General features: G+C 76.9%; 16 protein-coding genes. 8 read left to right on the top strand and 8 right to left on the bottom strand.

What is annotated here, in order from left to right:
• Position 1 precedes the first annotated feature (1 nt).
• Positions 2-427 (bottom strand): VOC family protein, encoded by a 426-nt coding sequence (locus HNR08_RS03775; protein WP_146838244.1) that lies wholly within the window; start codon positions 425-427, stop codon positions 2-4.
• Positions 428-636: 209 nt separating this feature from the next.
• On the opposite strand from HNR08_RS03775, the gene glmU reads away from it, so the two are divergent.
• The 8 genes from glmU to HNR08_RS03735 all read left to right on the top strand — a co-directional run bounded on the left by glmU (position 637) and on the right by HNR08_RS03735 (position 11,050).
• Positions 637-2,298: a bifunctional UDP-N-acetylglucosamine diphosphorylase/glucosamine-1-phosphate N-acetyltransferase GlmU gene (gene glmU, locus HNR08_RS03770; RefSeq protein ID WP_146838242.1), complete on the top strand. Its 1,662-nt coding sequence runs from the start codon at positions 637-639 to the stop codon at positions 2,296-2,298.
• A complete protein-coding gene (locus HNR08_RS03765; protein WP_146838240.1) occupies positions 2,295-3,278 on the top strand; it encodes a ribose-phosphate diphosphokinase in 984 nt (327 codons plus the stop codon). The genes glmU and HNR08_RS03765 overlap by 4 nt, the downstream gene beginning before the upstream one ends.
• A 514-nt stretch (positions 3,279-3,792) precedes the next feature.
• On the top strand, positions 3,793-4,383 hold the full coding sequence (locus HNR08_RS03760; protein WP_146838279.1) for a 50S ribosomal protein L25/general stress protein Ctc: 591 nt from the start codon (positions 3,793-3,795) through the stop codon (positions 4,381-4,383).
• Between the two features lie 97 nt (positions 4,384-4,480).
• A complete protein-coding gene (gene pth / locus HNR08_RS03755) occupies positions 4,481-5,101 on the top strand; it encodes an aminoacyl-tRNA hydrolase (protein WP_146838238.1) in 621 nt (206 codons plus the stop codon).
• Positions 5,102-5,396: 295 nt separating this feature from the next.
• Entirely contained in the window at positions 5,397-6,962 is a 1,566-nt protein-coding gene (locus tag HNR08_RS03750; protein WP_146838236.1) for a sugar transferase, read from the top strand.
• Positions 6,949-8,124 (top strand): glycosyltransferase, encoded by a 1,176-nt coding sequence (locus tag HNR08_RS03745; RefSeq protein WP_146838234.1) that lies wholly within the window; start codon positions 6,949-6,951, stop codon positions 8,122-8,124. Before HNR08_RS03750 ends, HNR08_RS03745 begins: the two co-directional genes overlap by 14 nt.
• Positions 8,121-9,866, top strand: a complete 1,746-nt coding sequence (locus HNR08_RS03740) for a Wzz/FepE/Etk N-terminal domain-containing protein (protein ID WP_146838232.1) — start codon at positions 8,121-8,123, stop codon at positions 9,864-9,866. The genes HNR08_RS03745 and HNR08_RS03740 overlap by 4 nt, the downstream gene beginning before the upstream one ends.
• Positions 9,863-11,050, top strand: a complete 1,188-nt coding sequence (locus tag HNR08_RS03735; RefSeq protein WP_146838230.1) for a glycosyltransferase — start codon at positions 9,863-9,865, stop codon at positions 11,048-11,050. Before HNR08_RS03740 ends, HNR08_RS03735 begins: the two co-directional genes overlap by 4 nt.
• On the opposite strand, the gene HNR08_RS03730 is transcribed toward HNR08_RS03735, so the two are convergent.
• The 7 genes from HNR08_RS03730 to HNR08_RS22590 form a co-directional block, all read right to left on the bottom strand.
• Positions 11,025-12,221, bottom strand: coding sequence for a glycosyltransferase (locus HNR08_RS03730; RefSeq protein ID WP_146838227.1), 1,197 nt, complete (start codon positions 12,219-12,221; stop codon positions 11,025-11,027). The two genes, HNR08_RS03735 and HNR08_RS03730, sit on opposite strands and share 26 nt — an antisense overlap.
• The gene (locus tag HNR08_RS21465) at positions 12,218-13,282 is read right to left on the bottom strand and encodes a glycosyltransferase family 4 protein (RefSeq protein WP_146838226.1); all 1,065 of its coding nucleotides are present in this window, start codon (positions 13,280-13,282) and stop codon (positions 12,218-12,220) included. Before HNR08_RS21465 ends, HNR08_RS03730 begins: the two co-directional genes overlap by 4 nt.
• Positions 13,279-14,772, bottom strand: a complete 1,494-nt coding sequence (locus HNR08_RS03720) for an O-antigen ligase family protein (protein WP_146838224.1) — start codon at positions 14,770-14,772, stop codon at positions 13,279-13,281. Before HNR08_RS03720 ends, HNR08_RS21465 begins: the two co-directional genes overlap by 4 nt.
• Positions 14,769-16,889 carry a glycosyltransferase gene (locus HNR08_RS03715; RefSeq protein ID WP_246803082.1) on the bottom strand — a complete coding sequence of 707 codons (2,121 nt, stop codon included), beginning with the start codon at positions 16,887-16,889 and terminating at the stop codon, positions 14,769-14,771. Before HNR08_RS03715 ends, HNR08_RS03720 begins: the two co-directional genes overlap by 4 nt.
• A 52-nt stretch (positions 16,890-16,941) precedes the next feature.
• Complete coding sequence (locus HNR08_RS03710) at positions 16,942-18,162, bottom strand: glycosyltransferase family 4 protein (protein WP_146838222.1); 1,221 nt, start codon at positions 18,160-18,162, stop codon at positions 16,942-16,944.
• Positions 18,159-19,103 carry a glycosyltransferase family 2 protein gene (locus HNR08_RS03705; protein WP_146838220.1) on the bottom strand — a complete coding sequence of 315 codons (945 nt, stop codon included), beginning with the start codon at positions 19,101-19,103 and terminating at the stop codon, positions 18,159-18,161. Before HNR08_RS03705 ends, HNR08_RS03710 begins: the two co-directional genes overlap by 4 nt.
• 64 nt (positions 19,104-19,167) lie before the next feature.
• A complete protein-coding gene (locus HNR08_RS22590) occupies positions 19,168-22,398 on the bottom strand; it encodes a discoidin domain-containing protein (RefSeq protein ID WP_183834789.1) in 3,231 nt (1,076 codons plus the stop codon).
• Between the last annotated feature and the right edge of the window lie 7 nt (positions 22,399-22,405).

Below are 22,405 nucleotides of genomic sequence, written 5' to 3'. Positions count from 1 at the left end.
CTCAGCCCACGAAGATGCAGAACGGGTGACCGGCCGGGTCCGCGTACACGCGCAGCGGCTCGTCCGGGTCGTCGCGGCGGTCGAACAGCAGCCGGGCGCCCAGGCCGAGCACGCGCTCGTGCTGGGCGTCCAGCGTCCCGGCGTCCGGGACGGTCATGTCCAGGTGCAGCTGCTGCGGGACGTCCGGGTCCGGCCAGGTCGGCGGCGCCATCTCCGGCACCTTCTGGAACGCCAGCGGCCACCGGCCCTCGCCCTGCAGGACCAGCCAGTCCTCGCCGTTCGGGTCGGGCTCGCCGGGCGCCGGCGGCTCGTCGCCCGGGCGGTACTCGAGGCCCAGGAGCGCGCGGTAGAACTCGGCCAGCGCGCGGGGGTCGGTGGTGTCCAGGACCGTCTGGACCACGCGGGGGTACAGGGTGCCGTCGGCCATGTGCTGACCTCCCGGTCGGGCGGCGCGGCCGGGCGCCCGCCGCTGCGCACCAGTGTGACGCGCGTCGCCGTGACCGGCGCGGGGAGCCCCTCCCGGGTGGATCCGGCACCGGGTCCCGTGGCGACGGCGGTAGAGTGCATGAGCACGACGTCCCCGCCCGTGACCGCCCCCCGGCGCCCGGGCAGACCTCTCAGAGGGAGCACCCACAGGTGACCACCCCCCGCCCTGCCGCGGTCATCGTCCTTGCCGCAGGCGAGGGCACCCGGATGCGTTCGACGACACCCAAGGTCCTGCACACGCTCGCGGGCCGCTCCATGCTCGGGCACGCGCTCGCGGCCGCGCAGGCCCTCGAGCCCCGCCGGACCGCCGTCGTCGTGCGGCACGAGCGCGAGCGGGTCGCCCAGCACGCCCGCGAGCTCCTGCCGCAGGTGCTGGTCGCCGACCAGGACGAGATCCCCGGCACCGGCCGCGCCGTGCAGTGCGCCCTGTCCGTGCTCGACGCCGCCGCGCAGGCCGACGCCGCCTCCGCGGGCGACGGCCCCGGGGCGCCCGGGTCGGTCGCGGGCGTGCTGGTCGAGGGCCCGGTCGTCGTGCTGGCGGGGGACATCCCGCTGCTAGACGGCGGCACCCTCGCGGAGCTGCTCGCCGCGCACGCCGCGGACGGCAACGCCGTCACGGTGCTCACCACCGAGGTCGCCGACCCCACCGGGTACGGCCGCATCCTGCGCTCCGAGGACCCGGCCGACGCCGGGGACGTGGTCGGCATCGTCGAGGAGAAGGACGCGACCGACGCGCAGCGCGCCATCGCCGAGATCAACTCGTCGGTCTACGTCTTCGACGCCGCGGTGCTGCGCGGCGCGTTCGGCCGGCTCGGCCGGGACAACGCGCAGGGCGAGGTCTACCTCACGGACGTGCTGGCGATCGCCCGCGGCGACGGCGGCCGGGTGCGCGCGCTGCGCACCGACGACCCCGTCCTGGTCGAGGGCGTCAACGACCGCGCGCAGATGGCCGTGCTCCGCGCCGAGCTGAACCGCCGGATCCTCGACGACTGGATGCGCTCCGGCGTGACCGTCGTCGACCCCGCGACCACGTGGGTGGACGTCGACGTCGAGCTCGCGCAGGACGTCACCCTGCTGCCGGGCACGCAGCTGCACGGCGCCACCTCGGTGGCCTCCGGCGCGACGATCGGCCCGGACACGACGCTCACCGACGTCGAGGTGCACGCGAACGCCACCGTCGTCCGCACGCACGGGTCGCTCGCGGTCATCGGCCCGGACGCCACGGTCGGCCCGTTCGCGTACCTGCGCCCCGGGACCGTGCTCGGCGAGCGCGGCAAGATCGGCACGTTCGTGGAGACCAAGAACGCCGAGATCGGCGCCGGGTCCAAGGTGCCGCACCTGTCCTACGTCGGCGACGCGACCATCGGCGAGGAGACGAACATCGGCGCCGCGTCGGTGTTCGTCAACTACGACGGCGTCCGCAAGCACCGCACGACCATCGGCTCCCACGCGCGCACCGGCTCGGACAACATGTTCGTCGCCCCGGTCACGGTCGGCGACGGCGCGTACACCGGCGCCGGGTCGGTCATCCGGCACGACGTCCCGCCGGGCGCGCTGGCCGTGAGCGCCGGCGTGCAGCGGAACATCGAGGGCTGGGTCGCCCGGTCCCGCCCCGGGACGCCCGCCGCCGAGGCCGCCGCCCGCGCCCGCGGCGACGACGCCGAGCTCTCGCCGCAGGCCCGCGCCGAGCGCGAGCGCGCCGGCCGCCACGGCACCGAGGCCGGCGTCTTCACGACCCCGCCACCGCACCTGCCGGACCACCCGGTCCCGCTGCCCGACGCCCAGCCCAGCACGGAGGACACCGCACGATGACCGGGATCGTCTCGCAGGACGGTGAGAAGCGGCTCGTCCTGGTCTCGGGTCGCGCGCACCCCGAGCTCGCCGCCGCCGTGGCCAAGAGCCTCGACATCGACCTGCTGCCCACCACGGCGTACGACTTCGCGAACGGCGAGATCTACGTGCGGTTCGCCGAGTCGGTGCGCGGCGCGGACGTGTTCGTGCTGCAGAGCCACGCGGCGCCCATCAACCAGTGGCTGATGGAGCAGTTCCTCATGGTCGACGCGCTCAAGCGCGCCTCGGCCAAGACGATCACCGTGATCGCGCCGTTCTACGGGTACGCGCGGCAGGACAAGAAGCACCGCGGGCGCGAGCCGATCTCGGCCCGCCTCATGGCGGACCTGTTCCGGACCGCCGGCGCCGACCGGCTCATGAGCGTCGACCTGCACGCCGCGCAGATCCAGGGCTTCTTCGACGGCCCGGTCGACCACCTGTGGGCGATGCCGATCCTCACGGAGTACGTGCGGACCCGCGTCGACGTGCAGAACGTCACCGTCGTGTCCCCGGACGCCGGCCGCATCCGCGTCGCGGAGCTGTGGGCGCAGAAGCTCGGCGGCGGCCCGCTGGCGTTCGTGCACAAGTCGCGCGACATCCGGCAGCCGAACAAGACCGTCGCGAACCGCGTCGTCGGCGATGTCGAGGGCCGCACCTGCGTGCTGGTCGACGACCTCATCGACACCGGCGGCACCATCACCGGGGCCGTGCGGGTGCTCAAGGAGGCCGGCGCGAAGGACGTCATCGTCGCGGCCACCCACGGCGTGCTGTCCGACCCGGCCACCGACCGTCTGCAGCAGTGCGGGGCGCGCGAGGTCGTCGTGACCGACACCCTGCCGATCCCGGACGAGCACCGGTTCGAGGGGCTGACGGTCCTGTCGATCGCGCCGCTCATCGCCCGGGCGATCCGGGAGGTCTTCGACGACGGCTCGGTGACCAGCCTGTTCGACGGCCAGTCCTGACCCGCCGCGGCGCCCCGCGCGCCGCGCGTGCCGAAGGCCCGCCCGCCCCGCCCGGGGCCGGCGGGCCTTCGCGCACCCGGACACCCCCGGCAAGCGCGGGGTGTCCGGTGGGCGGGGGGCGCGCCCCCGGGCACCCGCGGGGCATGTGCCGCGCATCCGGGGTGGTGCGGGGAGCGCCCCCGATGCACGCAGGGTGCCCGGTCGGCGTCGGGTGCCCCTGCCGGGTGGCGCGGGGGCGGATTCGTCCCCACGGGCGGGGGCGGGTAGGATCGGCGGGTTGCCTCGGCGAGGGACGTCGGACGGTCGCTCCACACGACCCCGTCGACGGTCCGCCGGACGGCGCGGCGAGCACCCCGCGGGTGCGGAGCCGCGGCCCCCGGGCGGATCGCGTCGGTGTCAGGCCGCCACTTCCGTGATCGACAGGGTGGACGCCTCCGCGTGCCCGTCCCGTGTCCCGCGTCGAGGCCACCACATCCGTCTCGCCCGTCGTCATCCTCTGCTCTTGGGAGTCATCGTGTCCGAGGTCAAGCTCGCCGCCACCGCCCGCACCGAGTTCGGCAAGGGCGCCGCGCGCCGCCTGCGCCGTGCCCACCAGATCCCCGCCGTCCTGTACGGGCACGGGACCGAGCCGGTGCACGTCGCCCTGCCGGGCCACGAGACCATGCTGGCCGTGAAGCAGGCCAACGCCCTGTTCGAGATCGAGCTCGAGGGCAAGGCCACGCTGGCCATCGCGAAGGACGTCCAGCGCGACCCGGTCAAGAACGTCATCGAGCACGTCGACCTGCTGATCGTCCGCCGCGGCGAGAAGGTCTCGGTCGAGGTCCCCGTCACGGTCGTGGGCGAGTCGGCCCCCGGCACCATCCACATCGTCGAGACCCAGGCGCTGGCGCTCGAGGCCGAGGCCACGCACCTGCCGGAGCACGTCGAGGTCTCGATCGAGGGCCTGGAGGCGGGCACCGCGCTGACCGCCGGCGAGCTGACCCTGCCGAAGGGCGCCGCGCTGGTGACCGACGCCGAGACGATCGTCGTGACGGTGACCGTCCCGACCGTCTCCGCCGAGGACCGCGCCGCGGACGAGGCCGAGGCCGAGGCCGCCGCGGAGTGATCCGCCCGGCACGGACCTCCGTGCCGACCACGCTGGGGACGCCCGGTACCGTGCGACGGTGCCGGGCGTCCGGCATGAGGAAGGGAGTGGCGCCGCGATGAGCGAGGGGCGCTGGTTGGTGGTCGGCCTGGGCAACCCCGGGCCGCAGTACGCGGGCAACCGGCACAACGTCGGCCAGATGGTCCTCGACGAGCTGGCCCGCCGCGCCGGCGCGTCGTTCTCGTCGAAGGGCGGCGTGCTGTCCCGGCGCCCGCAGGCGGCGACCGCGGAGGTGCGGATCGGCACCGGCCCCGGCGGCGTCCCCGGCCCGCGCGCGGTGCTCGCGAAGCCGACCACGTACATGAACACGTCGGGCGGCCCGGTGGCGGCGCTGGCCCGGTACTACGACGTGCCGCCGGAGCGCGTGGTCATGGTGCACGACGAGCTCGACATCCCGTTCGGCGAGATCAAGCTGAAGATCGGCGGCGGCGAGGGCGGGCACAACGGCCTGCGCGACACCACCAAGGCGCTGGGCACGAAGGACTACCTGCGGGTGCGCGTCGGTGTCGGCCGCCCGCCGGGGCGGATGGACGCCGCGGACTTCGTGCTGCGGGACTTCGCCAAGCCGGAGCAGAAGGACCTGCCGTTCCTGCTGGACGACGCCGCGGACGCCGTCGAGCTGCTGGTGACCGAGGGCCTGGAGCGGGCGCAGCTGCGGTTCCACACCCGCACGTCCTGACCCCGCCGCGGCCGCCCGCCGCGCCCCGCACGACCCCGAGGCCGTCGCCCCGGGACCGTCCCTCCGACGGTCCCGCGGCGGCGGCCTCCGTCGTGCCCGCGCACGGCCCCGCGCGGCCGGGCGGGCCACCCGGATGGCCCACGCCGGGGGGCCCGGGCGGGGCGTCGTCGCAGGTCGTCTCGGAGACCTTCGCCCATACGGGTGCGAATGGGGTGAAAGCGGACAGATAGGGCGGACCAGGGCAAACCCGCTGATATAGCCTCAAGTCACACCAACGCCGCCCAGGGGGACGACCATGAGCCTGCTCGACGATCACGACGTGTCGCGCTCCACCGAGCGCACCGTCGCGGCGCCGGGCCCCGCGACCCCGACCCCGGAGCACGAGGCCGCCGAGCGGCGACGTGCGACCCGCGGTCCGCGGCTGTCCTGGGCCTCCGAGCGCCCGTTCGACGAGGCGCACCGCACGGCCGCCCCGTCGGGCTGGCGCAGCCAGCACGCCACGTACCAGGTCGAGACGCTGGCCCGGGACATCGTGCTCGCGACCAGCATCCCGACGCTGCTGCTGTTCGTCATGCACGCCGTCACGCTGGTGCAGCTGTCCTGGGGCCTGATGATCGGCCTGCTGTTCGTGGCGATGGTCGCCGTCGAGCGCGGCTACGACCGCCAGGTGATCGGCGACGGGCACCTCGAGTTCGAGGCCGTGATCCGCGGGGGCGTCCTGAGCGCCGCGGCGCTGGCCCTGCTCGCGGTCGGCCTGGACGTCGAGGTGCCGCGCACCATCGTGTTCTTCGCGCTGCCGCTGGTCGTGCTCGTGCTCATCACCGTGCGGCACCTCGCCCGCCGCGCGCTGCACCGCCGCCGCGCCGCGGGGGAGTCGATGCGCCGCACGCTCGTCGTCGGCGACGCGTCGTCGGTGACCCAGATCGTCGACGACCTGCGCGCCCTGCCGCAGTACGGCTACCAGATCTCGGGGGTGTGCGTGCCCTCGTTCGACGGCCCGCTGCCCCCGCTCGGCGTCCCGGTGCTCGGCACCGTGTCGGACGCGGTGCAGGTCGCGGCCGACGGGGTGTTCGACGTCGTCATCGTCACGGGGTCGGAGCTGTCCGGGCAGGCGCTGCGCCGGCTGTCCTGGGCCCTGCAGCGCACCAGCGCCGAGCTGGTCGTCGCGCCCGGCATCGTCGAGGTGTTCGGCCCGCGGGTGTCGCTCGAGCCGACCGCCGGCCTGTCCCTGATCCACGTGAACGCCGCGGAGTCCCGCCGCTCGCGCATCATCACCAAGCGCGCGTTCGACACCGCGTTCGCGCTGGGCGCGCTGCTGCTGCTCGCGCCGGTGATGGCGGTCATCGCGGTCGCGGTGAAGGTCACCAGCCCCGGCCCGGTCCTGTTCCGGCAGACCCGGGTGGGCAAGGAGGGCCGCGAGTTCACGATGCTGAAGTTCCGCACGATGGTCGTGGACGCCGAGGCGAAGCTCGCCGAGCTGCGCGCCGCGAACCAGGCGGACGGCCCGCTGTTCAAGATGGACCGCGACCCGCGCATCACCAGGGTCGGGCACTTCCTGCGCAAGCACTCCCTGGACGAGCTCCCGCAGCTGCTCAACGTGGTGCGCGGCGAGATGGCGCTGGTCGGGCCCCGCCCGCCGCTGCCGTACGAGGTCGCGCAGTACCGGGAGTCCGCCCGCCGCCGCCTGCTGGTGAAGCCGGGCCTGACCGGGCTGTGGCAGATCAGCGGCCGCGCGGACCTCGCGTGGGAGGAGGCGGTCAAGCTCGACCTGCGGTACGTCGAGAACTGGTCGATCGCCTTCGACCTCATGATCCTGTGGCGCACCCTCTACGTCGTCGTGAGCGGGCATGGCGGCCGGTGACGGGGTCGCGCTGGCGCACGACTACGCCACGCAGCGCGGCGGCGCGGAGCGCGTCGCGCTGGTGATGGCGGACGCGTTCCCCGGTGCCCCGCTCTACACCACGCTGTACCACCCCGGCGGCACGTTCCCGGAGTTCGCGCCGCTGGACGTGCGGACCAGCCCGCTGGACCGGGTCGGCCTGCTGCGCCGGCACCACCGGCTGGCGCTGCCGCTGCTCGCCCCGGCGGTGCGCGCGACCCCGATCGAGGCGGACGTCGTGCTGGCGTCCTCGACCGGCTGGGCGCACGGCTTCCCGACGTCGGGCCGCAAGGTCGTCTACTGCCACGCCCCCGCGCGCTGGCTGTACCAGGCGGACCGGTACCTCGGCCCGGCCCGCGGCCCGCAGCGATGGATGGCGGCGCGAGCGCTCGGCGCGCTGGCCCCGGGGCTGCGGCGGTGGGACCGGCACGCGGCCGCGACCGCGGACCGCTACCTCGCGAACTCGACGGTCACCGCCCGCGCGATCCGGGAGGCGTACGGCATCGAGGCGGAGATCCTGCCGCCGCCGCCCGCCATGCTCCCGGATGGCCCGGAGGTCCCGGTGCCCGAGGTCGAACCCGGGTTCCTGCTCTGCGTCGCCCGGCTGCTCCCGTACAAGAACGTCGACGTCGTCGTCGAGGCGGTGCGGCGCACGCCCGGCGCCCGCCTGGTCGTCGTCGGCGACGGGCCGGAGCGCGCGGCGCTCGCCCAGCGCGTCCGGGACCTGCCGCGGGTCCGGCTGGTCGGCCGGGTGGACGACGCCCGGCTGCGCTGGCTGTACCGGAGCTGCGCGGCCCTGGTCGCCGCCTCGTACGAGGACTACGGCCTGTCCCCGCTGGAGGCCGCCGCCTTCGGCCGCCCGTCCGTCGTGCTGCGCGACGGCGGGTACCTCGACACCGTCCGCGACGGCGTCACCGGCGAGTTCTTCGACGACCCCGACCCCGACCTCGTGGCCGAGGCCGCCGGGCGCGCGCTGTCCCGCACCTGGGACCCCGGCGTGCTCACGGCGCACGCCGACGCCTTCGCCGCCGGGCGGTTCGTCGAGCGGCTGCACGCCATCGTGCGCGAGGAACGCGCGCACCTGCACCCGGCCGCCGGCGACGCCCGGCCCGAGCCCGTCCCGACCGAGAGGCGCCCCCGATGACCCTGCAGGACATGTTCCGGACCATCTGGTTCGGCAAGTGGCTGGTCCTGGCCTCCGTCGTCGCCGCCCTCGGCGGTGCGTGGCTGTACGTCGACCGGCAGGAGCCCGAGTACGCGAGCGAGGCCACGGTGCAGATCGTGGACGCCGAGACGCTGGGCACGGCGGGCGTCCGCCTCGAGAGCGACCCGGCGCTGGTGACCGGCGACGCCGTGGCGACCGCGGCGGCCACCGACCTCGGCGACCCCGGCCTGGCGGACGACCTCGCCGCGCGCACCGACGCCGGGTACGACATGGACAGCCCGAACAACGTGGTCATCACGCAGACGGGTCTGGACCCCGACGGGGTGGTGGACGGGGCGAACGCCGTGGCCGCCGCGTACGTCGCGGCGCTGCAGGCGCAGTTCGACGAGGCCGTGACCGGCATGCAGCAGCGGCTCGCCGAGCTGGCGACGAGCATCGACCAGCAGCAGCAGGCGATCACCGCCGCCCGGCGTGCCGCGGCCGCCGCGGCTGCCGCGGCCGGCCCGAACGCCCAGGTGGACCCGGTCGAGGGCCTGCTCGAGGCGCAGTACGCCACGACGATGGACCAGTACCAGACGCTGTCGGCGCAGCTCACCCAGGCGCAGCTGCTGGCCTCGCCCGCCGTGATCCTGCGCAACGCGGTGCACGGCACGCTGATCAGCATCCCGCCGTCGCTGGTCTACGCGGTGGCGGGCCTCGCCGGCCTGCTGGTCGGCATCGGCCTGGCCGTGGTCCGCCGCGGGCTGGACACGAAGGTGCGCACCACCGGCGCCGCCCGCCGCAGCGCCGGCGCCCCGGTGCTCGCGCGGCTGTCCGGCACCACGCCGGCCCTGCGGTCCTACGAGGCCGAGGGCACCCTGCCGGTCGCGCGTCGCGAGGCCACGGCCTACACCCGGTCGGTCCGGGAGCTGCGCACGGCGCTGCAGGCCGCGGTGCAGAACGACTCCGGCACCGCGGTGATCGTCGTGACCGCCGCGGACGTCGAGACCCCGCGCTCGTTCGTCGCGGCGAACCTTGCGGCGTCCTGGGCGCTGTCGGGCCGCAGCGTCGTCGTGCTGTCGGGCGACCTGCGCCAGCCGCGGCTGAACGCGCTGCTCCCGGCGGTCGCGGACGAGCCGGTGCCCGCCGGCCGCGGCGGCGCCCGCCCGCGCACCGCCGTCGTGCCGACCGCGATCCCGCACCTGTCCGTGCACCCGGCGCTGCACACGGAGCTCGACCCCGCCGACTACCTGGCCTCCGACGAGGTCCGGGCCCTGGTCGAGCAGCTGCGGCGCACCGCGGACGTCGTGATCATCGACGCCCCCCCGATGCTGGTCGCGGCGGACGCGACGATCCTCGGCTCGTACGCCGACGGCGTGCTGCTGGCCGTGACGATCGGGCACACGCCGGTCGCGGCGGTCGAGGAGTCGGCGGACCGGCTGCGGGCCGCGAACGCCGCGCTGCTCGGGCTCTCGCTGGACGGGGCGGCCGAGCGCCGGCACGTCGCGTACGAGGCGACCTACGCCTACGCCGGCGAGACGACCGACGAGGCGGAGTCCGCCGCGCACGGCGACGCGGCGGCCGACCAGCCCGGCGCCCCGGCGGCCGAGGAGCCCGCCGCCGGCACCGCCACGGACGCCGAGGCCGACGGCACGACCGACGCCGGGACCGACGCCGACACCGACACCGACGCGGCCCCGTCGCGGAAGGGCCGCGCCCCGGTCGCCGTCGAGACGCCGTGACCCGCCCCCTGCGGGTGGCCGTCCTCGACCACACCGCGGAGCTCGGCGGGGCGGAGCTCGCCCTGCTGCGGACCTGCGTGGCGCTGGACCCGTCGCGGGTCGAGGTCACCGTCGTGCTGTTCGCCGACGGACCGCTCGCGGACCGGCTCCGGGCGGTCGACGTGCCGGTGCACGTGGTCCCGCTGGACCCGCGCACCGCGGCCACGGACCGGATGCAGGCGGGGCGGTCGGTCGCCGGGGCGGCGCGGTCGGCGGCGGCGACGCTGCCGTTCGTCGCGCGGCTCACCGAGGTGCTGCGCGGGATCGGCCCCGACGTGGTGCACACGACGTCCCTCAAGGCGGACCTGCTGGGCCTGCCCGCCGCGGCGCGGGCCCGCTCGCCGCTCGTCTGGCACGTGCACGACCGGATCGCCGAGGACTACCTGCCGGCGCCGGTCGCCCGCGCGCTGCGGGTGCTGGCCCGTCGCGGGCCCCGGCACGTCGTGGTGAACTCGCGCGCCACGGCGGAGACGCTGCTGCCGCTGCCGCGGGGCTGGACCCTGGCGTACCCGGGGCTGGCCCCGGAGCAGGTGGCCGCGGACCCGGCGTCGCGCGCCGTGCCGCCGGAGCCCGTGATCGGCCTGGTGGGCCGGGTGAGCCCGACCAAGGGCCAGCGGGAGTTCGTCGAGGCCTGCGCGCTGCTCGCGCCGCGGTTCCCCACGGCCCGGTTCCGGGTGGTGGGCGCGGCCCTGTTCGCCGAGGCGGCCTACGAGGCCGAGGTCCGGGCGCTGGCGGAGCGGCGCGGGCTGGGCGACCGGATGGAGTGGACGGGCTGGGTCGCGGACCCGGCGGCGGAGGTGGACGCGCTGTCCGTGCTGGTGCACGCCTCGCCGGTCCCGGAGCCGTTCGGCCAGGTGGTCGTCGAGGGCATGGCCCGCGGCGTGCCCGTGGTGGCGACGGCGGGTGGCGGGGTCGACGAGATCGCGCGTGCCGCGGACGGCACCGAGCGCTGCCTGCTGGTCCCGCCGCGCGACCCCGCGGCGCTCGCGGACGCCGTCGCGCGGGTGCTGGACCGGCCGCAGGAGGCCGCGGCGCGGGCGGACCGCGCGTGGAAGGACGTCCAGGCGGAGTTCGCCGTGGCGGAGACCGCCGAGCGGCTGACCGCGGTGTGGCGGTCGGTCAGCCGGCCGCGCGCACGCGGCTGAGCACGGCGGCCATCTCGGTCACCCGGTCCGACCAGCGCGGCACGTCCGCGGGGCCCGGACCCGGGCCGCCCGGCACCGGGCCCGCCTCCGCCAGCACCCGGCCGACCGCGGCGGGCAGGTTCTGCGGCGAGGCGGTGGTCACCCGGTCCGCGGGCTGGTCCCGGAACCCCGCGACCGGCGTGGACACGATCGGCCGGCCGACCGCGAGGTACTCGTAGAGCTTGATCGGGTCGAGCGAGTCGGTGAAGTCGTCGACCACGTGCGGCACGACCAGGACGCCGGCGTGCTGCAGGTACGCGGGCACCTGGGCGGCCGGCCGGGCGCCGAGCAGCAGCGCGCCCGCCGCCTCGAGCCGGGTGAGGTCCAGGGCGTCGAGCAGCGGCGGCCCGACGAGCACCAGGCGGGCACCCGACGCGCGCAGCCCGGTGGCCAGCCGCAGGCAGGCGTCGACGTCCAGGCGGTCGGGGTGCAGCGTGCCGACGTAGAGGGCGTACGCGCCCTCCGGCAGGTCCGCCGGGCGCGGCGCGGGCACCCGGTAGGCGTCCACGTCGACGGCGTTGGTCAGCAGCGTGACCGGCCGGTCGGCGCCCTTGGCCCGCACGAGGGCGGGGGAGCACACGACCACCTCGGCGCACCGGTCCATCAGCTCGGCCTCGGCGGCGCGCAGCCGCTCGTGCTCCGCGGGCTCCCGGACGGCGCGCAGCCAGTCGTCGGTCACGTCGTAGAGCGCGGGCCACCCGGTGGCGCGCAGCACCGCCGCACCGCCCGGGTCGTTGACCCACAGCACCGGCGCGGACATCCCGAGGCGCCGGGCGACCCGGGCGACCCCGCGGGCGCGCCGGTCGTCGCCGCCGGCGTCCCAGCGCCGGGGCAGCCACTTGGTCGGCCGGTACGCCCACGCGCGGCCCTCCGGCGCGCCGTCGCCGGCCCCGAGCCGGCGCAGCCGCCGGCCGAGCGTCGGGGAGGCGCCGCGGCGCAGGTCGTGCAGGTGGTCGACGGGCGGCTCGACGAACAGCACCCGCAGGCCGGGGTCCGCGCGCAGCAGGCCGGCCACCAGGTGCTGGTTGCGCCGCCACACCTCGTCCCACGGCTCGAGGGAGACGACGACGAGGTCCCGGCGGCCGGCGCCCGCCGCGGGCCGGGTCGCCGCGGCGGGGGAGGCCGCGGTCACCGGCCCACCGCCGGGGCCCCGGGCGCGGGCGAGGGCGCCGGGTCGGCCCCGAGCACCGCGCGGTACACGGCGGCGATCCCGTCGGCGTGCGCGTCCAGGCCGAACCGGCGCTGCTGCACCGCCCGGAGCTCCTCGCCGTACGCCGCCCGGCGCTCGGGGTCCCGCGCGAGGCGGGCGAGCGCGGCGCCAGCGGCGGCCGCGTCGTCGGCCGGGACCAGCACCGCGCCGTCAGCCGCGCCGACGGTCTCGTCGTGCCCGCCGCCGCGGCCGGCGACCACGGGCGTGCCGTGCGCCATCGCCTCGACGACCGACAGGCCGTACGGCTCGTCGGGTCGTGGCGCCAGGAACACCGCGGCGGACGCGAGCAGGTCGTCGACGTCGGACCGGGCGCCGAGGAACCGGCAGGACCCGGCGACGCCGAGCGACGCGGCGAGCGCCTCCAGCTCCCCGCGCCGGGCGCCCTCGCCGGCGACGTGCAGCTCCCAGCCGGCGTCCGCGAGCCCCGACGCTGCCCACATCCGCAGCCCGAGGTCGGTGCGCTTCTCGGCCTCGAGCCGCTGCGCCATGAGGACCACGGGGCGCCGCCCCGCCTCCGGGGCGTCCCGCCGCACGCTCGGCACGCCGGGGTGCACGACGGTGCACGGCCCCTCGACGCGGTCGGCGACGAACCGGCTGATCGCGACCTGCGCGGCGAGCCGCGGCGTGACGTACCGGCCGACCGCGCGGCCGGGGACCGAGGAGCCGCGGCGGTCCGCGAAGTGCCGGGTGGCGACCACCGGGGCGCGCCCGGTCGCGACCGCGGCGAGCTCCGCCGCGGTCATGTGGGCGTGCACCAGCCGCGCGTCGGTGCGGCGCAGGGCGACGGCGGCCCGCAGCGCGGTGGGTGCGGGCGCCCAGGCGACCCCGGTCCCGGCGAGCTCGGCCGGCATCCGCGCGGCGCTGCCGCCGAGCACGCGCACCCGCATCCCGCGGGCGTCCTGCGTGCGGGCCAGGGTGGTCACGTAGCGCTCGACGCCGGCGAACGCGTCCGTGCACACCACGTGCACGACGTCGGCGGTCACGAGCGCCCCCGGTGGCCGACGGGGAGCGGCAGCCGGCGGGCCCGCGGGCGGCGCGCGTGCCGCCCGGCCGGGCTGTCGGCCGGTCCCGGGGCGCGCGGGGGCGCGGGCTCGGCCGACCCGGGCACGGCGCGGGGCAGCCCGTCCTCGCCCGCCCCGGACCGCGCCGCGTACGCCTGGGCGCCGAGGCAGACGCCCGCGATGACGAACGGGATCGACACCTGCGCGGCCACCCAGAACAGGTCGAACTGCCCCTGCACGAACCGCATGAGGATCATGACGAACGCGAGCGTCCCGTACCGGGAGTCGACCCGCCACAGGATGACGAGGATCGCCAGGAACATGACGAGGAACCCGACCAGGCCGACGATGCCGCCGGAGGAGAGCATCTCGAACTCGGCGTTGGGCGGCTGGAACTTCTCGTCGAACCGGTCGGTGTACCACCAGCGCAGGCCGGCGCCGAACACCGGGTACTCCTGCCAGATCTCGATCGACTGCTGGAACCAGACGAGCCGCTGGTAGGCGGAGTTGTACTGGTCGCCGGACTCGAGCTGGTCCTGCACCAGGGTGCCGACGACCAGGGCCCCGCCGGCCACCGCCAGCAGCACCACCTTGGAGCGGTGCCGGTGCGGGTCCGGCCGCAGCGCGACCACGGCGACCGCGACGGCCACGCCGATCAGCGCCTGCCGCGACTGCGCCACGAGGATGCCGGCCACGAACAGCGTGAACAGCGCCAGGCAGACCAGGTCGTTCCAGCGCAGCCACCGGGGCCGGGTGTAGACGACCATCGCGGCGAATGCGAGCACGCACCCGATGTAGTTCTTGTGCATGGAGAACGGCTCGTTGAGGTACACCGGGCCGGTGTTCCCCTGCGTGAGGTTGACGACCCACTGGCCCAGCGCGGTGACCGCCACGGCGGCCGCGGCGGCGACGTAGAGCCCGAGGGCGATCCGCGCGTAGCCCGCCGCGCCGATCGCCCAGCCGACCAGCAGCGCCCCGCCCACGAGCAGCCAGGAGTGCACCCACTCGGTCGCGTTCGCGGCGTAGGGGTTGACGATCACCGTGAACAGCACGGTGGCCTGGTAGAACGCCGTCGCCCACAGCACCCCGCGCATCGGCGGCGACAGCGGCCGGCGGCAGAACAGCAGCGCGGGCCAGAACGCGGCGAACAGCACGAGGTCCGACACCGACAGCGTCCCGCCCACCCGGTTGACGAGCAGCAGGAACGGCACGGCCACCACGGGCAGGGCGACCGGCGCGCGCAGGGTCAGCCCGACGACCAGCACCCCCACCCCCGCGGCGAGCGTCAGCCACGGCTGCGCGGACGTGAGCAGCACGACCAGCACGCCGATGCCGACGACCCCCGCGGTCAGCGCCAGGGTCCGGGCGGGGGTCCGCCCGGGCAGCCGCTCGAGCACGCCCGGGTGGATGCGGGCGCGGTGCGGGCGGACGCCGGGCGCGAGCTCGGTCCGCGGCGGGAGCGTGGTGGTCATGCGGCGGTCTCCCGCTCGTCGTCGGGGGCGGCGTCGGGGCCGGCCGGGGCGGGTGCGGTGGCCGCGGCGGCCGGGGCGGGCGCGGCGGGCGCGCCCGGCAGCGGCGGCCGGGGCGTGCGGGGGTCGCCCAGCGCGGCCTCCGCGCGCAGCGGCCCGCGCAGGTACAGCCGCACCCGCAGCCGCGCGGCCGCGCCGCGCTCCCCGGGCAGGACCGCCCGCGGCACGCCGCCGAGCAGCACCGCCGCGCGCGCGACGGACCACCCCGCGGCGCCGTGGTGGGTGCGCAGGTACCGCTCCTGGCCGGCGTGGAAGTGCGTGTCCCGGCGGGTGGGGTCCGCGCTGGTGCCGGCGCCGACGTGCCGCGCGACCACCTCGGGCACGACCGCCGACCGCCAGCCGGCCCGGCGGGCGCGCCGCTGCCAGTCGGTCTCCTCCGAGTAGAGGAAGTACGCCTCGTCGAACCCGCCGACCGCGGCGAGCGCCTCGGCCCGGAGCAGCAGCACGGACCCGATGACGAAGCCGTCCGCGGTCTGCGAGACGCCGAGGCCGAGGGACTGCCGCCACGCGCCGCCGGGCGTCGGGTACGGCCAGAGCACCCGCGCGGGGCGGCCGTCCTCGTCCACCTGCGCGGGACCCACGGCGGCCAGGTCCGCGCCGGCGCGCAGCCGGGCGTGCAGCGCGTGCACCCCGGCGACGTCGATGCGGGCGTCGGGGTTGAGCAGCAGCACGTCGGCGCCCGGCACCAGCGGGTCGGCGAGCGCGCGGTTGACCGCCGCCCCGAACCCGAGGTTCGCGCCCGGGTCGAGGTACCGCGCCCCCGCGGCGAGGGCGATGCGCCGGACCTCCGGGTCCCCGGAGTTGTCCACCACGGTGACGGGCAGCGCCCCCGCCAGCGGCGCGAGCGCGCGTTCCAGCAGCCCCGCGGCCCCGTACGCCACGACCACCACCTCGAGCCCCCCGGCTCCGCCGCCCACGGGCCCTGCGGCCGCGCCGGCGGCACCGGCGGCACCGGTCGCGCCCAGCGCGGCGCGGTACAGGGCCTCGTAGCGCTCCGCCACCGCCCCCCACGTGTACTCCGCCGCGCGCGCCCGGCCCGCGGCGCTCAGGGCCGCCGCCCGCTCCGGGTCGTCCAGCACCTCCGCCAGGGCTCGGGCCAGGGCCGCCGCGTCGCCCGGCGGGACCAGCACGCCCGCGCCGCCCACGACGTCCCGCAGCGCACCCGAGTCGGACGCGACGACGGGGACCCCGGCGGCCATGGCCTCGACGGCCACCCGGCCGAACTGCTCCAGCCACCCCGGCGCCGGGACCGAGGGCACCGCCAGCACGCCGAGGGTCCGGTAGAACGCGGCGAGGTCGGCGCCCGCGAGGTGCCCGTGGAACGTCACCCGCCCGGCGAGCGCGGGCCCGGCGGCGCGGCGGCGCAGCGCGGCCTCGTGCGGTCCGGCGCCGGCGATCGCGACGTGCAGCCGCGGGTCGGCCTCGGCGGCGTCCAGCAGCACGTCGAGCCCCTTGTGCGGGGCGAGGAGGCGGCCGACGTAGCCGGTGCGCGCGGGGGCAGCCGCACCGACTACGCCGGCGTCCTGGGTCGAGCCGGCGCCCTCGGGCGGCTCGACGCCGAGCCCGATGACGTGCGCGGGGGCGGTCAGCCCCTTGGCGCGCAGCACGTCGCCGGCCTCGGAGTTGCAGACGCTGACCGCGCCCGCGTGGCGCAGCGCCCCCCGCTCCCACCACCGGAACGGCGGCGGGTAGCGCTTGGCGAGGTTCTGCGCGGAGTACAGCACGTAGGGCACGCGGGACCGGCGCAGCGCGCGCAGCAGCAGCACCTCGGCGGTGGCCAGCGCGGCGGGCTCCTCGTGCAGGTCCAGCACGTCCCAGTCCTCGCCGAGCGCGCGCCAGACCGGGCGGGGGTCGTAGAGGAACACGTTCGGGTGGCGCCCGAGCGTGCGGACGCCGACGACGTCCTCGCCCGGCTGCGGCTCCAGGTCGACGTCCCGGCCGCCCTCCTCCCACCTGCGGGCGGACAGCGTGCGGACGGTCATCCCGCGGTCGCGCAGGGCGGCCTCCCGGCCGCGCCACGCCGTGACGACGGCGCTGTGGGAGATCCGCAGGACGCGCATGGGGACCATCGTGCCGGTCACCGGGACAATCCGGACATTTGGTGCACGAGGTTCACCCGACCGGCGTGGGTGAAACGCCCGCGGCCTCGGCCAGCACGGCGTCCAGGTGGGTGCGCGCCCAGCGCCAGTCGTGCGCCTCCGCCCACGTCCGGCACTCCGCGCCGGTCCGGAGCCGGAGCGCCTCGTCGTCCGCCAGGGCCTCCAGCGCCGCCGCGAGGTCGGCCGGGTCGCCGGGGGCGACCTGCATCCCCGTGCCCTGCATGATCTCCGGGATGCCCCCGATCCGGCTGGCCACGACCGGCACGCCGGACGCCATGCCCTCCAGGACGGTGAGCGGGCAGGGCTCGAGCCAGCGCGACGCGACCACGACGACGTCCGCCTCGCGGTAGACGCCGGCCACCTCCCGCCGCGCGGTGAACGGGCGCAGCCGGACCCGGTCGCCGAGGGCGGCGGCCTTGCGGTGCAGCTCCTGCTCGAAGGGGGACAACGGCGCCCTCGCGTCGAAGCCCTGGCTGCCGACGATCGTCAGCTCGATGTCGTCGCGGTCGAGCAGCGCCACCGCGTCGAGCACCACGTCGGCGCCCTTGTCGCGGATCATCCGGCCGACGAACGTGACCCGCAGCCGGTCGCCGCGCGCCGGGTCCGCCCGCGGCACGAAGTGCGCCGTGTCGACGCCGTTGCGCACGACCCGGATCCGGGAGTGCAGGCGCGGGGGCAGGTACGGCCGGGTCTGCTCGGCGAGCGACTCGCTCACGCACACCAGCGCGTCGGCGCGGTCGAGCGCGCGCCCCGCCTCCCGGACGGAGTACGAGCGCAGCAGCAGGTTGTGCGCGTAGAGCACGGCGACGTGCCGGGGGTCCACGAGGCCGATCGCCTGCGGCGCGTTGTGCACCAGGACGGCCGAGCGCTCCCAGTCCCGCTGCGCGCCCAGCGCCGGCCGCAGCACCCGGCGGGCGCCCGGCCGCGGCAGGCCCGCGCGCCCGGCGAGGGCGTCCAGGTAGCGGTCGGCGCGGTGCGCCCGGGCCGGCGGGTACAGCACCGCGTCCGCGCTCGGGTAGCGGTCGGCGTACGTGCCCTCGGCCACCGCGACGCGCGGCCGCGCGAGCCCGGGCACGTCCGGCAGCGCCCCGCACAGGCCGTCGACGACCGTCGGGATCGCCGAGCCCGTGGAGGGCGAGAAGTGGTCGCCCGGGGTGATGACGTGCACCTCGGGGACGCGCGTCGCGGGCACGGGTGCCGCCGCGCGCGCGGCCGTGTCGTCGGCGAGGCTCACCGGACCGCCTCCGTCCCCGGGGTCCCCGGCGTCGTGGTCGTCGTCGCCCGCGCCCGGCGGACGGCGCTGCGCGGGGCCAGGCCGGCCGCCGTGCGCAGGTCGGCGGCCGGGCCGCGCCAGCGGGGCAGCGTCCACGACCCGGGGATCACCGCGAGGCAGCGCAGCTTCTCCGCGAGCGGGATCGGCGAGGAGGTCACCGCCCGGACCAGCTCGCCGGTGACCTTGGTGTGCGGGAACGCGAACCGCACCGCGGCCGTCGGGGCGTGCCAGGCGAGCTGGCCCCGGCCCTGCTGGGAGAAGGCCTCCGGGTGCCGCCGCTGCAGGAACAGCTGCTCGGGCACCATCGCGAACGGCCCGCGGCACGCGAGCTCGGCCAGCAGCACCATGTCGTTGCTCACGCTCGGGCGGATGAGCCGCGTGCTGCGCAGCACCTCCGTGCGGTGCAGGCCGTAGAAGATGTGCGCGCCCTGCGCCCGCAGGAAGTGCGCCATCCGCTCGTGCGGTGTCGGCTCGGCGCACTCCAGGTCGGCGTCGAACAGGTCCTCGGTCACCCGGCCCGCGGCGTCGATGATCTGCGTCCGCGGGTACACCAGCACCGTGGCGGGGTCGCGGTCGGCGAACGTCTCCAGGCAGCGGCGCACGAACGACGGGCGCCGGATGTCGTCGGCCGCGGCCCAGGTGAAGTACGGCGCCGACGCGAGCTCCACCAGGCGGTTGAAGTTCCACGCGCCCCCGCGGTTCACGTCCTGCCGGTGGTAGGTGACCCGCTCGTCCGCGGCCGCCACCGCCCGGCAGATCTCCTCCGTGCCGTCGGTGGACCCGTTGTCGGAGATCAGGATCTCGAGGTCCGGCTCGTCCTGGGCGCGGACGGACGCCAGCGCCGCCTCGACGTACTTCTCCCCGTTGTAGACGGGGACCCCGACGGTGACCCGCGCGGTCACGGCCGGCCTCCCTTCGTGCGGTCGGCGGCGTCGTCCTGGCGCATCGTGCCCTCCTGGTCTGCGGTCATGGCGCTCGTCCGGGGCCGTAGGCGGCCAGTCCGACGAGGGAGACGGGCCAGGTCGGCTCGGCCTGCACCGGCTCCCACGCCGGGAGCAGGCCGCCGGACTGGCCGCTGTAGTTCGCGCTGGGGATCGTCACGTCCCGCTGCTCGGTGGTCGGCACGGTGACGCGGACGGCCGTGGCCTCGACCGGGTCGAACCGGACCGTGCTGGTGCGCTCGAGGAACGCGCCCTCGACCCGCCCGACCTCGGTCCACGCGCCGTCGGACTCGACCTCGACGACGGCGTCCTTCACGCCGGTGGTGCAGCACCGGATGCCGGCGGAGCCGATGACCACGCGGTCGAGCGTCGCGGGCTCGGCGAGCTCCACCCGCACCCACGGGCTCACATCGGGGCCCTCCGCGGTGCTGCCGCCCGCGCGCCAGGGCGTCGCGAGGGCGCCCTCGGCGGTGACGAGCGTCGCGGCGTCGCCGTCCGAGGTGGACGACGCGGTCACGGTGCCCCCGGCGAGCAAATTGCTGCCCCCGTCCAGGGCCGCGACCCGGAGCCGGGTGGACGAGGGGGCGGCCAGGAACTGCGGCGCCCCGGTGGCCCGGAAGGTGGTGGCCTCGCCGCCCACGACGTCGACCGTGCGGGTCGCGCCGTACACGTCGGTGACGGTGACGGCCGCGTCCTCGTCGGCGAGCAGGGCGACGTCGGTCAGCGCGTCCAGCGTCCACACCGCGAGCAGCGGGTCGGCGTCCGACCCGGGCGCGGGCGGGACCGTCATCGCGCGGACCGTCGGGTCCTCGACCTCCGCGGGCTCGGCGGCCGGCCGGCCGGCCAGCAGCGGCCCCACCGTGGCCATCGCGAGGGCGCCGGGCTTCACGTACGAGCCGACCTGCACCAGCGACCAGGTGTTCTCGGCCTCGCCCCAGCCGCCCTCGCTGAAGAAGTACATCCAGGCCCCGACGCCGAGTGCGCTCTGCCACAGGGAGGTGCGGGCCACGTCGTAGGCCTGGTGCCACTCGTTCGCCGGCCCGTCCGACCACCAGCCGGACTCGGTGTTCCACACCTCCACGTCGTCGCCGCAGGCGGCCAGCACCTCGCGCAGCTCCGTGATCTGGCCGATCGGTCCCTGCGCGCCCTCCTCGTCCCAGGAGCGGTTGAACCCGGTGTACGGGTGGATGCCCACGACGTCCCAGGACGCGCACGCCCCGGCGTCGACGGCCTCGGCGTACCACGGCACCACCACGTTCAGCGCGTTCCCGCCGATCACCCGCGCGCGGGGGTCGGCGCGGTGCACCGCGTCCGCGGCGGGGGCGAGGATGTCCCGGGCGTAGTCCGCGCCGCCGATCCCGGTGTTGTTCGGCTCGTTCCAGGGCGCCCACAGCGTGACGTCCGGGGCCCCCTCGTGGATCGCGGTGACGATGGCGGACACCCACGCGCCCCAGGACCCGTCCGCGACGGCCTGCTGCGCGCGCTGGTCCGCCTCGCCGATCTGCACGTAGAGCAGCACGCCGCGCTCGACGGCCTCGGACGCGGCGGCGGCCAGCCCGGCGAACGGGTCGTCCTCCTCCGCCCCGGGGATCGCGCCGAGGTCCAGCGCCGCCACGGACGGGCGGGCGCCCTCGGGCACCATGCCGGAGAAGTCGAGCTGCACCCGGTGCATGCCGAGGCCGAGCTCGTCGGCGAGCTGCACCCCGCGCAGCGGTCCGGCCCCGCCCCAGTCGGCGCCGTCCGCGAGGGCGCCCGGGTCGAACGTCGCGCCCGGCGCGCCGACCGCGTACCGCAGGCAGGTGGCCGAGCGCGCGTCGCCGGTGGCCTTCTCCACCAGCGTGGCGTGCACCTGGTAGGGGCCCGGGCGGGCCGCCGGCAGGTCGAGCGGCACCTCGCCGCCGTCCGCGGGGATCGCGACCGTGCCGGTGACCGGGGCGATCGCGGGCTGCGCCCAGGGGTCGCCGCTCACCTCGTACCGGAGCTCGTAGTCCCCGGAGACCGCACCCCACCAGGGGTCGAAGGTGGCGTGCACGGCGGGGGTCTCGCCGTCGGCGAAGTAGTCGTACGGGGCGTCCGTCGCCAGCCCGGCGCCGAAGCCCAGCTTGTCGGTGGCGCCCGAGACCGCGACGTTCCAGGTGATCGGCGCGTCCAGGAGGGTGCGCATCTCGGGGGCCGTCACGCGGGTGAGCTGCACCGTGCCGTCCTCGGTCGCGGACAGGAACACGTAGTCGTCGCCCACCCGGCGCAGCGGCGACTGCTCGGCCATCCGGAACGTCGAGCCCTCCCCGCGCTCCGACAGGGCGACGCCCCGCCACACCCCGTCCGGGCCGATCTCGGCGATCCGCCAGGTCGGGCCGAACACGAGGAACCCGTCGCCGTCCGGGGCGGGCGCGACCCCGGAGGGGTGGTCGATCACCTGGGGCCGGCCGTTGTCGGAGTCCTCGGCCATCCGGCCGCCGACCTCGAGCAGCACCTCGCCGTCGGCGTCGTACCGGGTGAGGGTCGTGTAGGTGGACTCGCCGTCGACGTCGCTCAGGACGAACAGCGTGCCGTCGGGCTGCACGAAGAACCGCGGGTACCAGTCCCACGCGAGCTCCGGCCCGTCCGAGACGGTGCCGTCCGCGTGCAGCAGGCCGAGGGTGCGCGACCCCTCGAACGCGACGGCGGCGACCACCCCGGCCTCCCCGGCGGTGAACGGCAGCACGTCGATGACCCGGCCCTCGCCGGCGTCCGCGACGTCCCACACCGTGCCGGGGTCGTCGCCGCCGGTCCACGAGCCGACCTCGGTGCCCGGCTCGGTGCCGGTCGGCGCGATGACGGCGCCGTCCGGGGCCAGGGTGAAGACGCCGGGTGCGCCGGGGATCGTCACCGTGCGCTCCGCCGCCCCGGAGGCCGACCACGTCGTGATGACGCTGCCGCCGTCGCCGTGCGCGAGCGTCGCCACGTGGTCGCCGACCGCCTCCAGGCCGCCGGGCTCGCCGCCGCCCGCCGCCGTCAGGTCGGGCACCAGGGCGCGCGGCTCGACGCTCGGCGCGTCTGCCGCCAGGGCCGCGAACCGGCCCGGGTCCACCACGCCGCACATCCGGGCGGCGGGCACCCCGGCCGACGGGGGCGCGGCGCCGTCCGCCGCCGAGGAGGCGTCGCGCTCGCGGGTCAGGGCGACGGTCGTGCCCGCGGCGGCCACCGCCACCGCGACCACGCCGGCGGCCACCGCCCAGCGCGTGCGGCGGCCCCGGCCGGGTCCCGTCTCGGTCACGTCGTCC

The sequence above is a fragment of the Cellulomonas hominis genome (genome assembly GCF_014201095.1).
Taxonomy (GTDB): Bacteria; Actinomycetota; Actinomycetes; order Actinomycetales; family Cellulomonadaceae; genus Cellulomonas; species Cellulomonas hominis.
This window is presented reverse-complemented; position numbering and strand designations above follow the sequence as displayed.

Excerpts from the sequence above, each read along its gene's own strand:
- HNR08_RS03775 (WP_146838244.1), bottom strand. The coding sequence starts at position 427 with ATGGCCGACGGCACCCTGTACCCCCGCGTGGTCCAGACGGTCCTGGAC.
- HNR08_RS03765 (WP_146838240.1), top strand. The coding sequence starts at position 2,295 with ATGACCGGGATCGTCTCGCAGGACGGTGAGAAGCGGCTCGTCCTGGTC.
- pth (WP_146838238.1), top strand. The coding sequence starts at position 4,481 with ATGAGCGAGGGGCGCTGGTTGGTGGTCGGCCTGGGCAACCCCGGGCCG.
- HNR08_RS03750 (WP_146838236.1), top strand. The coding sequence starts at position 5,397 with ATGAGCCTGCTCGACGATCACGACGTGTCGCGCTCCACCGAGCGCACC.
- HNR08_RS03745 (WP_146838234.1), top strand. The coding sequence starts at position 6,949 with ATGGCGGCCGGTGACGGGGTCGCGCTGGCGCACGACTACGCCACGCAG.
- HNR08_RS03740 (WP_146838232.1), top strand. The coding sequence starts at position 8,121 with ATGACCCTGCAGGACATGTTCCGGACCATCTGGTTCGGCAAGTGGCTG.
- HNR08_RS03720 (WP_146838224.1), bottom strand. The coding sequence starts at position 14,772 with ATGACCACCACGCTCCCGCCGCGGACCGAGCTCGCGCCCGGCGTCCGC.
- HNR08_RS03715 (WP_246803082.1), bottom strand. The coding sequence starts at position 16,889 with ATGCGCGTCCTGCGGATCTCCCACAGCGCCGTCGTCACGGCGTGGCGC.